Annotated in this window: 9 protein-coding genes, 1 tRNA gene and 1 riboswitch; of the genes, 4 read left to right on the top strand and 6 right to left on the bottom strand. The window is 49.7% G+C overall.

Going from position 1 to position 13,361, the window contains the following annotated elements; all coding sequences use genetic code 11:
• The first annotated feature begins 22 nt into the window (after positions 1 to 22).
• From AC6ESP_RS17460 to AC6ESP_RS17450, 3 genes are read left to right on the top strand one after another with little or no spacing between them, the layout of a single operon-like run.
• On the top strand, positions 23 to 1,861 hold the full coding sequence (locus AC6ESP_RS17460) for a branched-chain amino acid ABC transporter ATP-binding protein/permease (protein ID WP_497098011.1): 1,839 nt from the start codon (positions 23 to 25) through the stop codon (positions 1,859 to 1,861).
• Positions 1,848 to 2,564, top strand: a complete 717-nt coding sequence (locus AC6ESP_RS17455; protein WP_497098010.1) for an ABC transporter ATP-binding protein — start codon at positions 1,848 to 1,850, stop codon at positions 2,562 to 2,564. The genes AC6ESP_RS17460 and AC6ESP_RS17455 overlap by 14 nt, the downstream gene beginning before the upstream one ends.
• Positions 2,565 to 2,613: 49 nt before the next feature.
• Positions 2,614 to 3,828 (top strand): amidohydrolase family protein, encoded by a 1,215-nt coding sequence (locus AC6ESP_RS17450; RefSeq protein WP_497098009.1) that lies wholly within the window; start codon positions 2,614 to 2,616, stop codon positions 3,826 to 3,828.
• A 64-nt stretch (positions 3,829 to 3,892) separates the two neighbouring features.
• Here the strand turns inward: AC6ESP_RS17450 and atzF are convergent, their stop codons facing one another.
• Genes atzF through AC6ESP_RS17430 form a run of 4 tightly spaced genes read right to left on the bottom strand, consistent with a single transcriptional unit; the run spans position 3,893 to position 10,619 of the window.
• Positions 3,893 to 5,626: an allophanate hydrolase gene (atzF, locus tag AC6ESP_RS17445; RefSeq protein WP_497098008.1), complete on the bottom strand. Its 1,734-nt coding sequence runs from the start codon at positions 5,624 to 5,626 to the stop codon at positions 3,893 to 3,895.
• Positions 5,626 to 9,234, bottom strand: a complete 3,609-nt coding sequence (gene uca / locus AC6ESP_RS17440) for an urea carboxylase (RefSeq protein ID WP_497098007.1) — start codon at positions 9,232 to 9,234, stop codon at positions 5,626 to 5,628. The genes atzF and uca overlap by 1 nt, the downstream gene beginning before the upstream one ends.
• Positions 9,227 to 9,895, bottom strand: a complete 669-nt coding sequence (locus AC6ESP_RS17435; protein ID WP_497098006.1) for an urea amidolyase associated protein UAAP2 — start codon at positions 9,893 to 9,895, stop codon at positions 9,227 to 9,229. Before AC6ESP_RS17435 ends, uca begins: the two co-directional genes overlap by 8 nt.
• Position 9,896: 1 nt before the next feature.
• The gene (locus AC6ESP_RS17430) at positions 9,897 to 10,619 is read right to left on the bottom strand and encodes an urea amidolyase associated protein UAAP1 (protein ID WP_497098005.1); all 723 of its coding nucleotides are present in this window, start codon (positions 10,617 to 10,619) and stop codon (positions 9,897 to 9,899) included.
• A 94-nt stretch (positions 10,620 to 10,713) separates the two neighbouring features.
• Positions 10,714 to 10,820: riboswitch (guanidine-I (ykkC/yxkD leader) on the bottom strand.
• A 263-nt stretch (positions 10,821 to 11,083) separates the two neighbouring features.
• Between AC6ESP_RS17430 and AC6ESP_RS17425 the strand changes: the two genes are divergently transcribed.
• Positions 11,084 to 12,418 carry an APC family permease gene (locus AC6ESP_RS17425; protein WP_497098004.1) on the top strand — a complete coding sequence of 445 codons (1,335 nt, stop codon included), beginning with the start codon at positions 11,084 to 11,086 and terminating at the stop codon, positions 12,416 to 12,418.
• A 122-nt stretch (positions 12,419 to 12,540) separates the two neighbouring features.
• Here the strand turns inward: AC6ESP_RS17425 and AC6ESP_RS17420 are convergent, their stop codons facing one another.
• Together AC6ESP_RS17420 and AC6ESP_RS17415 are read right to left on the bottom strand one after the other, a co-directional pair.
• Complete coding sequence (locus AC6ESP_RS17420) at positions 12,541 to 12,759, bottom strand: DUF4181 domain-containing protein (protein ID WP_497098003.1); 219 nt, start codon at positions 12,757 to 12,759, stop codon at positions 12,541 to 12,543.
• Positions 12,760 to 12,923: 164 nt separating this feature from the next.
• A tRNA-Ser gene (locus AC6ESP_RS17415) sits at positions 12,924 to 13,014 on the bottom strand.
• Positions 13,015 to 13,361 lie beyond the last annotated feature (347 nt).

Genomic DNA, 13,361 nt, shown 5'->3' with positions numbered 1-13,361 from the left:
GGAACGAAGAGGGGGGCGCAAGATGAGTGTACTCGTACAAAAAGCAGTGAACAGCAGGGGCCCATTGGCTGCAATAGTCGCGATAGCGGCTGTTGTCCTTCTAGCCGCCATGCCTTGGCTGACGGATACGTACTATTTGAATCTGCTATTTATGATTGGCATATTTGTAATCACATGCACAGGGATGAATATATTAATCGGCTATTGCGGCATTGTCTCTATTGGGCATGCTGGGCTGATGGCGATAGGCGCTTATGTATCAGCATTCCTGAGCACCAAATATGAGCTTTCCTTCTGGATCGTTGCCATAATTGGCGTCTTCGTATCCTTATTAATTGGAACCTTGATTTCGATACCAACCATCCGCGCAGGCGGCGTCTATCTATCGATGATTACCATCGCCTTCGGCGTCGTCATTCACGAAGTATTAATTCGATGGGATGCTTTCTCTGGCGGGCCATTAGGTATTTCTGGCATACCTAAGCCGACTATCGGCAGCTATGCTTTTACTCTCAAGGATATGTACCTGCTTGTTCTAGGCGTCTCCGTATTATCGATGCTTCTAGCTTGGAACCTGCGTCGTTCTGCATGGGGAAGAGCAATGATTGCATCCAAGGAAAATGAAATTGCAGCAGCCTCACTGGGAATACGTAAATTCGCCGTTCAATATGCTGGATTCGCGATCAGCTCCGTCCTTGCAGGACTATCAGGCGCAATCTATGCTCATGCGAACAGCTTCGTAAGCCCCGACACTTACGGATTCCAGACCTGTGTACAGCTGGTCCTCATCGTCATTCTTGGCGGTGCTGGAAGAGTGCTCGGTCCAGTTATCGGCGCAACCATCATCGTCTTTCTTCCAGAAGTTCTTCATATGGAAAAGCTTCGTATGGCATTGTACGGAGGTATTATGTTCGCTGTGCTGTATTTCATGCCCAAAGGTATCGTCGGCACAATCGCCTCAATCTTCAGCAGCAAGCTGAGCTTTAAGTTCACCAAACCGGTCGGACCCGCGGGTCGTGGCCGCAATGTCGTAAAGATTGATGAATCGAAGCTATTCACTGCATCCATTCGGACGGCGGAGAAGCAGATTCTTGTGCTTGACGATGTGAATAAGCATTTTGGCGGGCTGCATGCTTTGAAAGATATCAGCTTCACCATCCATTCTGGAACGGTTCACTCTTTAGTTGGACCTAACGGTGCGGGCAAAACCACACTGCTCAACGTGATATCTGGCTTGTATGAATCAGATGGTGGCTCCATCAGCTTGAGAGGGAAGGCATTCGTACCGCGTTCCTTATCCGGAGCTGCTCTACAAGGCATTGCACGGACGTTCCAGCATTCCAGATTGTTCATGGAGCTCTCTGTACTCGAGAATGTAATGACAGGCATGACAACGAGGGAAAGAGGCGGGCTCGCACAATCCCTCATTCGCACACCTCAGGTTATCCGCCAAGAAAGAAAAATGCAGAATCAAGCACAAGCGCTGCTGGATCTAATTGGCTATGAAGGCGATCGTCATATTCCGGCCAGCCAGCTTCCTTACGGACATCAGCGAATGGTCGAAATTGCACGGGCACTCGCCATGGAGCCAAGCCTGCTGCTGCTTGATGAGCCCGCGGCAGGTATGACATCTTCCGAGATCGAACAGCTGGAGCGACTGATTAAGAAGCTGGTTGGACATGGAATGACTGTCATTCTAATTGAGCATCATATGGACTTCGTTAAGCGCGTATCCGATACGGTCACTGTACTCGACTTCGGAAAAGTTATAGGTACGGGTGAGCCGGAGCAGATGCTGAATGATCCTCGCGTTATTGAAGCTTATTTGGGCGAGGAGGTGGCTGCTGATGCTGCAAATTAAAGGTCTAGATGTACGATATGGAGCTGTACACGCTCTTAAGGGTATCGACCTGGAGCTCCATGAAGGCGAGATTGTTGCTGTTATTGGGTCGAATGGGGCCGGCAAGTCTACACTGCTGCAATCCATACTGGGACTTGTGAAGCCGCATGCTGGAGAAATCCGTTATGATGGCCGGATCATTACGAATATCTCCGCGAGCAGAACATCCAATCTTGGCGTCTCGCTTGTTCCAGAGCGAAGAGAAGTATTCGGTACATTGACTGTGCTCGAGAACCTGCGTATGGGACTGAAGAAGAAGATTGGCTCTGTATCGAAGCAGCAATTCTATCGCGAGCTGGAGCTTGTATTTGAGCGGTTTCCTAGGCTGCATGAACGGCGTGATCAGCTGGCATACACGCTAAGCGGCGGCGAGCAGCAGATGCTCGTCTTATCCCGGGCGATGATTAGCAAGCCGAAGCTGCTCTTGCTCGATGAGCCCTCACTCGGTCTGGCGCCCATCATTGTTAACGAGATCTTCGAGACGATTCAGACGTTGACACATGAGGGAACCTCTATTTTACTCGTAGAGCAGCTAGCGCATAAGGCATTATCGATTTCCAAACGCGGCTACGTGCTGGAGAACGGTAAGGTTGCCTTACAAGGTCATTCCGCCAAATTATTGAATGATGAGCGAATGGTTAAAGCTTATCTGGGAGCACATTAACAGCCTTTTAGCAGGGGATGACAAAATACGAGATAAAGGATGACTCAGCATGGATATAGCAAAACTTAATCAAGTTCGTATTGGTGCAGATTTGTTCGATTTAACACTTGATCTAACCATAGGAACGATAGCTGCAATTGTACCCAGCGGGCAGGACGCTAGCGAGGAGCCATCCATTCCGTCCATCGACGCGGCTGGACTGCTCTATCTGCCAGCACTGTCCGACCATCATATTCATCTGGACAAACATTTTCTTGGTGAGCCATGGAAGCCGCTTCAGCCATTCATTACCTTAGAAGGCCAGCTGCGATTCGAGAAATCCAAGCTCGCTGAGCTGCCTACTACAGCAGCCGAGCGGGCGCGTCGATTAATTGAAGTGCTCTTAAGCTACGGCACCACCTCGATTCGCACTCATATTGATGTTGATCCTAGCATCGGCATCAAGCACTTGGAGGATGTCCTGGAGGTGCGCGAGGAGTATAAGGACCGCATGAGTATGGAGATTGTGGCATTCCCGCAGCAAGGACTTCTTCGCTCCGACTCCGTTCAATTAATGAAGGATGCTCTTCGAGCAGGAGCTGATCTGGTTGGCGGTGTAGACCCTGCAGGTCTGGATCGTCAACTGGAACGCAGCCTAGAGGCCATGTTCGAGCTAAGCAGTGAGTTCGATGCTGGTGTGGATCTTCATCTGCATGATGGCTCTCATCTTGGTCTTTATACGATTGACCGCTTTATTGATCTGACAGAGCAAGCTGGCAAGCAAGGAAGAACGGCAGTCAGCCATGCTTATGGCCTTGGCCGTGTATCGGAATCGGAATCACTGGAATTAGCCCATCGTCTTCGCGCACAGGATGTAGGAATTATTACGAGTGTACCGATTGATCGTCCTATGCCGCGTGTCGATCAGCTCATTGCAGCGGGTGTTAGAGTCGGCGTTGGCTGCGATAACATTCTGGATGCATGGAGTCCGTTCGGCAATGGTGACTTGCTGGCACGCGGCTCACGTCTGGCGGAGAAGCTTGGCTGGACGCTTGATGACACCTTACTGAAAGTCTATCCATTAATCTCCAAAGGCACGCTAACACCCCAAATTGGCGACCGTGCCGACTTTATCCTAGTGGATGCCTTGAATGCGCAGCACGCGATAGCGTCTGTGCCTAAGCGGGAAGCCGTGTTCGCCAAAGGACGCTTAGTCGGCGGTACATGGCTGAATGCTAGCGGTGTAATTAATGCACCACATGTGGAGCCCGTTCAAAGTCATTAATATCTGGATACAACCAATAACCACATGGCTGCTCAAGCCCATGTGGTTATTGGTCTTCATCGTCTTATTCCTTCGCCATTGCTGCACGCCAGCCGCCTGAAGCGGTTACATTGATTGCACCCTCCGTGGCAAAAGCCTCACATACAAACCCGGAGACGAATGTCCCGTCGCTTAATTCAATTCGGCCAATACCAAGTGGAGACGGAATAGCAGCGGTAAAGGCACCGAAGGCTGCAGCAGACATTCGCCACAGCTCCACCTTAATGGAAGCTCCACCGTTCTGTACTCTAACAAGTCCTGGCTTTATTGGAGACGTTGCCAGCTTATACAGCTCATACTTCGCTGCGGTTGCTGCCTCTTGAACAAAAACAGCACCTAAGCCGGTCATTTGCGGTTCCAGCCCGAGGCCTCTCATATGAAGCCCGCATACCGCTACCGTAATCTGATCCTGCTGACGCATGAACAGCGCTGCCGCCGCAAGCAGATTAGCCTCTTCCTTCGGCAAGGCAAACAAGGTTACTCCAAAAGGAAGCTGCTCTGCCGCATCAGCTGCTGGAATAGCGATGGCACTCAGATCAAGCAGATTGCAATGATTCGTATACAGCCCCATCAGACTGTTCGTCTTGATTGGATCAGCCATTACCTGCTCGCGAGTCCATGTTCCTCCGCTAGTCGGCAGAACGAGTACAGCACCCCGCAGCAACTGCTGGGTTAGACGTTTAATCTCCTGCATGCGATGCTGCGCCCTGAATAACGATGCCGCGTCGAAATCCGGATTGGCGCCAGAGCGTAGTATCGTTTCAGTAACAGGTAACGTTTCACCGGGATGCTCTTCCACAAAGGAACTCAAATCCGACCATCTTTCCGCGACTAGCGGACCTTCATACAGCAGTGCAGCTGCTTCTTGAAGCAAGGAAACGTCCACTTCTGTGACCGCTATGCCTGATTGTATAACGGCTAGCTTGGCATTCTCCCACGCTTTCTCATACTCCTTCGCATAAGGTCCGAAGAAGGTCAGCGGTTCATTCGGCAGCAGCCATGTGCTGGGCTGCATAGCATGCGCTAGTGGACGATCCATCGAATAGGGATCGTCCTCCAGCAAGCCGCGAACGGCCGAATCAACGGCCGCTGCGTCAGCAAGATTGCGTGTGAATACCGTTACGCAATCGATGCTTCGGCAAGCCGGCACAACACCTTGTGTCGGCCATGCCCCAACTGCAGGCTTGTAGCCTACAAGCCTGTTAAGCGCTGCAGGCACCCGGCCGGAGCCTGCGGTGTCTGTACCGAGCGCGAAGGCCGCCTGCCCCCGCGCCACGGACACAGCTGAGCCGGAGCTGGAGCCTCCGCTAATAAGCTCAGATCGCAGCGCATTATGCGTATCTCCGTAAGGGCTTCGCGTTCCGACCAGTCCGGTTGCGAACTGGTCCAGATTGCTTTTACCGATTGGAATTGCCCCTGCTGCTATCAGTCTATCGACAACAGCACTATGCTCCTGAGGTGTGTACTCGAATGCGGGACAAGCGGCAGTGACCGGCCAGCCCGCGACATCAATGTTATCTTTTACAGAGAAAGGGATTCCCCATAATGGACTTGTCTCAGGATTAAGCTTCATCAGCTGGTCCAAGTAAGGCTGTATTCGATCCATGGATGGCGGCGTTATCCAGATGTTCATTGCCTCATCCCTAGCTGCCCGCTCCACAATGACCTCAATAACTTCTTCCGGCGTGAAGGCTTGGAATAGGTAGCCCTGCCTCAGTGCTTCAATAGATAGCTCGAATGGAATAGCCTGCTTCGTCATTAGACAAGCGCCTCCTTCCGTGGATAGATGGCCGCAATACAGTCGCCTGCCCGCACCTGATCTCCTGCTTTTACATAAATCGATGCAATGACGCCGTCCATAGGAGCGCTATGAGGGAACTCCATCTTCATACTTTCTTCTATTAGAATAACATCGCCTTTGCGAATCTCCTGCCCAGGTGTCACTAGTACCTTCCATACGCTGCCGGACATTAGACAATTAACGCCTTTACTCCCTTCTGGCAAAGCCTCTTGCTCTTCAGAGGAAGCACCTTCTGGCTCAGATACATGCTCTGATATGCCAAGCTCCTTCCAATAAGCCCGCTCCTCTCTAAAAGCACTCTGCTGCTTGGTTCGGAACGCAGCTGATCCTTCCTGTATGCTGTCCAGCCAGCCAAGATAATCCCCTAGATTGAACGTTGTTTCCTCTACTTCAACGACAAACTCACCGCGGGGGAAATCCTCTCTCATCTGAAGCAGCTCATCCTTAGATACCGGATAGAATTGAATTTGATCGAAGAACCTGAGCAGCCAAGGCTTGCCTTGCTCGAAGTTGGCTGTAGTACGGTGCTTGTTCCACATCTGTACAGTACGTCCGACGAACTGGTAGCCTCCGGGGCCTTCCATTCCATATACACATAGATAAGCGCCGCCAATTCCGACTGCATTCTCTGGGGTCCATGTACGAGCAGGATTGTATTTCGTTGTCACCAAGCGATGCCGTGGATCAAGTGGAACGGCAACAGGTGCTCCTAGATACACATCACCAAGACCCATAACGAGATACGAAGCATTGAATACAACCTCAGCGACTTCCTCCAGCGAGCCTAGACCATTCATCCGTCGAATGAACTCCAGATTGCTCGGACACCAAGGCGCATCTGGACGAACATTTTGCTGGTAACGTTCAATGGCAAGCTGCGTTGCTGGATCATCCCAAGATAACGGTAGCTTGACGATCCGCGAAGGAACCTCAATCGAATCCAGAGGTGGCAAGCTAAGATCGATTTGTAGCACAATAGCAGCTGCTTCTTTTACCGTCATGCGAGCAGGGTCGAGATGAATTTGCAGCGAGCGGATACCCGGTGTTAACTCAACAAACGGAATGCTTCCACTATCTTTAATCGCCTGCATCAGCACGTACACTTGGAAGCGATACAGGAGATTCAGCTCCCGATCTCCGTATTCCACCAGCAAATTCTCATCACCGGAGCAGCGAACTGCAATTGGGAAGCGACGTCCTTCCTCTTCATAAGCGATTAGCGGCATATAGTCACCACTGGAGCCTTCAGCAAGGGCTGGCAGCGTATGACCACTATGAATATTAATTAAGAACTGCTCTTGCTCATATCGCAGCTGCTCCGCTTCTTCCACCGTAATAAGGACGAACCGAACCGTATCACCGGGATGAAGCTGCCCGATCTTCCATAGCTCGGCCGAAGCAGTCGTTACTGGACAGACAAATCCTCCGAGACTCGGGCCATCCGGGCCTAGCAGAATGGGCATATCACCCGTTAGATCGAGCGCACCAACCGCATAGGCATTATCGTGAATGTTCGATGGATGCAGCCCAGCATCTCCTCCGTCCTCACGAGCCCATAACGGCTTCGGCCCAATCAAGCGTACCCCCGTTCTCGAGCTGTTAAAATGAACCTCCCAAGCCGTCTCCGTAAGCTGGTCCAAATACGCAGGCAATAAATATTCCTCCGTGCAATGCGGCCCAGGAATGACACCAATTGTCCATTCTTTGCTAAGCACAGGACGGGATACTTCAGCCAGTGCCGGCTGGGGCTCTGCCGAGCCTTCGCGAACTCGAAGCACGGCGCCGGGACGCAATGTGCCTCCAGAATGACCGCCGAACCCGCCAAGGGTGAACGTCGCTGCACTTCCAAGCGTCATTGCCATATCGAAGCCTCCGGCAATAAGCAGGTATGTCCGCATCCCCGCGGCTGCTTCTCCCAGTGTCAGGATAGCTCCAGCCTCTGCTCTAATCGGTGTATATAAAGGAACAGCAGCATCATCCAGTGTTGCTCCCATATCTGCACCAGTCAGACAGAATACCATCGTATCTCTGAATTGATAGGAGCCGCCGCGCAGCGTCATTTCCAGTCCAGCTGCCTGCTCATCATTACCGAGCAGTCGATTGCCCATACGGAATGACAGCCGATCCATCGGACCTGAGGGTGGAACGCCAATATCCCAATAGCCTACTCGGCCCGGATAATCCTGAATCGTCGTCTGCACCCCTCCGTCCAACACCTCAATAGCATGCTCATTGGGACGGAATGCTTTCAGCATATTGGTGTATACATTCCCCTCTTGAAAAGGAGCCGTATTCAGAAAAGCTTCTATATACATCTGATTAGTCGTCAGTCCATATACTCGCAGCTCTTTCAGTGCCGCGAGCATCTTAGTAATGGCTCCTTGGCGTGTATCGGCGTGAACGATGATTTTGGCAAGCATCGGATCGTACAGCGTAGTCATGTGAACACCCTGCTGAATCCAAGTTTCTACACGTGTACCCGTTGGGAGAATAAGTTGGTCAATCATGCCGTCGCTCGGACGGAAATCACGCCCACAATCCTCTGCATATAACCGAACCTGCAAGCTATGCCCTTGAGGCTCGGATACTAGCGAAGACAGATTCGTTAACGTGCCAGCAGCCTCCTTCACCATCCATTCTACAAGATCGATTCCGAGTACCTCCTCGGTTACGCCATGCTCCACCTGCAAGCGAGTATTCACCTCGAGAAAATAATAGTGCTCCTGCTCGGGGTCATACAAATATTCAACCGTACCCGCACTCCGATAACCAGCCTCTTGAGCAAGCTTCTGTGCACTTGCCTGCATGTCGTGACGAATGGATGCCGGGAGCAGCGGCGCCGGCGTCTCTTCTATAATCTTCTGGTTGCGGCGCTGTACCGAGCAATCACGCTCGCCTAGTGCAATTGCCTCTCCATAGCCATTACCGAAGATTTGGACCTCAACATGGCGGGCACGAGCGATATATTTTTCTATAAAAACGCCGCCATCATTAAAGTTTGTAAGGGCTAGACGAGTAACGGAGTGGAAGGCTTCACGTAGCGTTGCCTCATCTGCGCATATCCTCATGCCGATACCGCCGCCACCTGCCGTGCTTTTCAGCATAACAGGGTAACCAATGACAGCCGCACTCTCAATGGCTTCATCTAATGTGGCAATAAGCTCCGTTCCCGGAAGAAGCGGTACACCTGCCTGCATAGCGATGGAACGTGCCGTATGCTTCAAGCCGAACAGCTCAATATGCTCAGGAGCAGGTCCAATGAACGTAATGCCATGCTCGGAGCAAGCTCTTGCGAATACTGCATTTTCGCTCAGAAAGCCGTAACCGGGATGAACAGCATCCGCCCCCATCTCTATGGCCGTCTTTAAGATCAGCTCCGCATTCACATAGCTTTCCTTGGCAGGGCCTTCTCCAATGAGAACAGCCTCATCCGCTAGTTCCACATGCAGACTGTCACGATCGGCTGTCGTGTAGACGGATACCGATGCTATTCCCATGCTGCGAAGGGTACGAATAATGCGGACGGCAATAGCGCCGCGATTGGCAATGAGTACTTTTTTAAACATCATCCCCACCTCCTACAGTATCCCATACGATTACTTGTGCTGGTGTCGGGTTGTACGCATTACATGGATTATTGAGCTGTGGGCAATTACTAATCAGTACGGTTACCGGTGCAAGAGCCGTCAGCTCCACATATCTCCCCGGACCAGACACGCCGTCGGCGAAAGTCAGCTTACCCTCAGGTGTAACCGGTACGTTCATGAAGAAGTTCACATTCGGCGCCAAATCCTGCTTCGTATATTCGCTTCTGCCAGCCAGCATGAGCATGAATGTATCACGGCAGTTGTGCATCGGTAGAGTGTCATGGGAATAACGGACCGTATTGCTCTGAGCGGAGCAAGCCCCGCCGATTGTATCATGCCTGCCGCATGTATCAGCTGTAATCGCCAGCAGCTCTCGACCCGATTCCGCTACAAGCACGGAGCCTGTCGTCAAATACAGATTGCTCTGCCTTGTAATCGTGCGAATGGCGCTGTAACGGTCTGCTGGATCTTCTGACGAATAGAACAACGTGTCCACGGCTTGGTTGCCTTCTACATCTACGATGCGAAGCATCTGACCTGGGAGCAGATCATACATCCAGCCTTCGCCCGCAGGAATAGTATGGTTATAGATAGCGTCTGCTTCATTACGTTTACTTATGGTTGGTTGTAATATGCTCATGTCAGTAAGCCCCTTTCGTTAACGCATAAGCGTTCCATGTATTCTCGAAAGCTCGTTTGTTCTCCCCGCAGTGGTTCAGACAACGATCATCTTCCCCTATCGGCTCAGCATCTGTAATGAGCAGCTCTACCGCAGCATCTGGGTAGATAACTCCAGGGTCCATCGCATTCGGTGTATTGGAGAAGACGATGAGCAGATCCATCTCCGTCCGGAGCGTCACTCTTCGGCCAGCCGTAGGCTGCTCTTCATAACGCAGCGTTCCATCCAGCTCGCATACTACCTTGGAGAAAAAGTTAATCGGAGTTGTCATATCTCTTGCCGTCAGATTGTGACGGAACAGCTCTACAGTAAGATTCTCTTCTGCACTGCGCAGCCAATCATTTCGTTCACTCTGGTAAGCTGTCACACCATATTGGGCGTCAATGCTTTGACGGGTTGTATAGCCAGAGAGCGTATCATGCCAGCCGACCGCATCCTCCGTAATCGAAGCCAGCACCCTTCCCTGATCACTCATCAGCACATGACCGGCTGTTAATAACGCAGTATGCTGTGCCTTTAACGTATCGGGCATGTTATAGCGCTCCGAAGGATGTGGTGAATGATAGAGCAGACAGGCTAGATTGGCTCTATCCCCCGTTGCCGTTAAGCGAATAGACTTCCCTCTGCTTACGTAGGCTGACCATTTGCCCCCAGACCCGATTGTGATTGAATAAGATGCTGCCATATGAATTCCTCCTCAACAAGGTATAAGCGAATGATCGGTTATATAAAAAAAGGAAAAAAGCCCGGGAGAATATCAAAAGTAACCTTTTGATTCATTCTCCCGGGCTTTTTTCCCGCCGTGTACATCGGTGCATGCATCGATGCGTCTTCTCTCGGACCAGTCAATCGCTTGCCGCGATTCGGAACCCTAGAAAACTTTTATATGCCGTTTTGAACTTTATGTTATGAATTATGACATGAGAGTTGATTTTAATCAACTACCTTTTCAAAAATATTTTTTTCAATGCCATAATTAGCCGAAAAACGCTTATAAATTCAGGTTTTTTAAACTCAACTGGACCAAAATCATCATTTCCCGCTCAAAAACCCCTCTTGTTTTTCTGAAAATTACCTGCAACAATGTGAGGTAACATGACGCTGTCCGAAGATTTAGATTTGTTGGGAGCAAAAAGGAGGAAGAGAATAATGCAACAGCCTGCTGAGTTAAAACGGAATTTGTCTTTATTCCACGTCGTTACTATGGGGCTTGCCTGGATGTCACCTATGATTTTTTTCACTAGTTTTGGTGTTCTGCACGAGAGCTCAGGGGGTATGCTGCTTGGTGCTTACGTGTTGGCCTTTATTGCTATTATCTTCACGGCGGCAAGCTACGGCCAGATGGCCAAGGCATTTCCCGTGTCAGGCTCGGCTTATACGTATGTGGCGAAATCGATGAATCCGGTTCTCGGATTTCTTGTAGGATGGGCTATTCTACTCGACTATTTATTCTCCTGTATTATCGCGGCACTCATGTTCGGTATTAACCTCCATGCTCAGTTTCCGTCCATACCGACCTTCATTTGGGTGATTTTATTAACCTTTGTTGTCATGGTTATCAATATTATCGGCATAAAAACGTCTGCTAACGTCAATAAAGTGTTTGTTATTCTGCAAGCCCTATTCATTGCCGGCTTCTGTGCTTTGCTCGTCTATCAAGCTATGAAGCATGGGCTAACTGCAGGATTTAACCCTATTCCAGTAGACAAAGGAGTCTCCCTATCGACCCTATTAGCTGGTGCTTCTCTCGTCTGTTTCTCCTTCCTTGGGTTTGATTCCATTACAACGATGGCAGAGGAAACCAAAGACCCGAAGAGAACGATTCCACGTGCTATTATTATTATCGTGCTCCTGGCAGGAGTAATGTATTTCATCACCTCCTATTTGATCCAACAGATGTATCCCACATTCTTGTTCAACAATGTTGATGCTGCTGGATTTGAGCTTATGCAGACAATCGGAGGAAGCGTACTAGCTGCTGTTTTCACCTTCGTCATCATTTTCTCTATCCTATCTCAAGGCATGTCCTCCTTGACAACCGTATCACGGCTGCTCTTCGTTATGGGTAGAGCCTCCTTACTGCCGAAGGCTAAATTCGGTTCCGTGCATCCCAAATACCGCACACCTGTATTCAACATCGTGTTAGTAAGCATCATTACATTGTGCTCGCTCTTTATCAGTCTTGAATTAGCTATTAAGTTCGTCAGCTTCGGCGCTCTGACTGCCTTCTTCTTCGTTAACCTGTCCGTTATCTTTCACTATTTCATAAAAGAAAAACAACGCAAACCCAAAGACCTTCTACTCAGGCTACTATTCCCTCTAATCGGTGCCGCCTTCGTCTTTTATTTGATCACTCTACTGGATCATGCATCCTTACTTCTAGGCTCAGGATGGCTGCTGATCGGCCTCTTGTATTATGCAGCCAAGTCATTGAAGAAGCCGGAGCAATCGCTATCCATGGGTGAGCTCGAGAAAGTCATTTGATGCATCAACAGCCCTAACTTAGCACAAAAGGGACCCCTCCCATCAGCTGTGGAAGGGGTCCCTTTTGTATAAAAATACACTTACTTATTAGATAAGAAAGTAAACGCTAGTTACACCTATGATCAATACCATAAGTGAAGCGAAGCGATATATTGCTTCGAGCCCTTGAGAAACTTCCAATCTAAGAAGGACTGAAAGCCCAACCCCACTATAATAAATAACATCAACAATTGTTTGACAACCTTAACCTCTGCGCTGTCTACATCAACAACAGACAAAAAAGTTATAATGACAATGATTGCAATTATAAACCATGAGGTCTTTTTAGGATGAAATCTCAACTATAACTAACTCCATAATTCTACCATATATTCTAATGGAAGCTCCTTCTTGCGTCCCACACTCTTACCTTCTTACTGTCTTCCAGCATAGCCAAAGCCAACATAAAAAATCACAACAAAAAAACCTCCTACAAATCATAGGAGGTTTGAATTAGTTATATAAGTGGCGGAGAAGGTGGGATTCGAACCCACGCACGCTTTGACACGCCTAGCTGATTTCGAGTCAGCCCCCTTGGGCCTCTTGGGTACCTCTCCGCGAGTGTCAAGCAAAGTTTATATTATCATATTGCTCGTCTTATTGCAACATGTTTTTCACTCTTTATAAGCCTAATCTGCTGCACATCTGCCTTACTCTATAGTCCTATATAGGTTAGCGATCCCCCATCGTATTCTGAACAAGCACAACGATACCAGAACCACCTTGTCCGCAGCCTATAATACGTCAGGCTCTACGCTTCATCTCTTACCTGTACAGACACCCTGCTTGCCCTTGCAGCGCTCTAACATACTCGTACGCTTCCTAGTCTATTACCACGACCTGTATTCGCTCTTTCACCCTTCACCCTGACTCACCTCAAACCTAACAATAGCCCCCTGCAGCT

This window comes from Paenibacillus xinjiangensis (genome assembly GCF_059686975.1).
This window is presented reverse-complemented; position numbering and strand designations above follow the sequence as displayed.

What these genes read in the sequence shown, in the direction of transcription:
- AC6ESP_RS17430 (WP_497098005.1), bottom strand. Translation starts at nt 10,619, where the DNA reads ATGGCAGCATCTTATTCAATCACAATCGGGTCTGGGGGCAAATGGTCA.
- AC6ESP_RS17450 (WP_497098009.1), top strand. Translation starts at nt 2,614, where the DNA reads ATGGATATAGCAAAACTTAATCAAGTTCGTATTGGTGCAGATTTGTTC.
- AC6ESP_RS17460 (WP_497098011.1), top strand. Translation starts at nt 23, where the DNA reads ATGAGTGTACTCGTACAAAAAGCAGTGAACAGCAGGGGCCCATTGGCT.
- AC6ESP_RS17435 (WP_497098006.1), bottom strand. Translation starts at nt 9,895, where the DNA reads ATGAGCATATTACAACCAACCATAAGTAAACGTAATGAAGCAGACGCT.
- AC6ESP_RS17455 (WP_497098010.1), top strand. Translation starts at nt 1,848, where the DNA reads ATGCTGCAAATTAAAGGTCTAGATGTACGATATGGAGCTGTACACGCT.
- uca (WP_497098007.1), bottom strand. Translation starts at nt 9,234, where the DNA reads ATGTTTAAAAAAGTACTCATTGCCAATCGCGGCGCTATTGCCGTCCGC.
- atzF (WP_497098008.1), bottom strand. Translation starts at nt 5,626, where the DNA reads ATGACGAAGCAGGCTATTCCATTCGAGCTATCTATTGAAGCACTGAGG.
- AC6ESP_RS17425 (WP_497098004.1), top strand. Translation starts at nt 11,084, where the DNA reads ATGCAACAGCCTGCTGAGTTAAAACGGAATTTGTCTTTATTCCACGTC.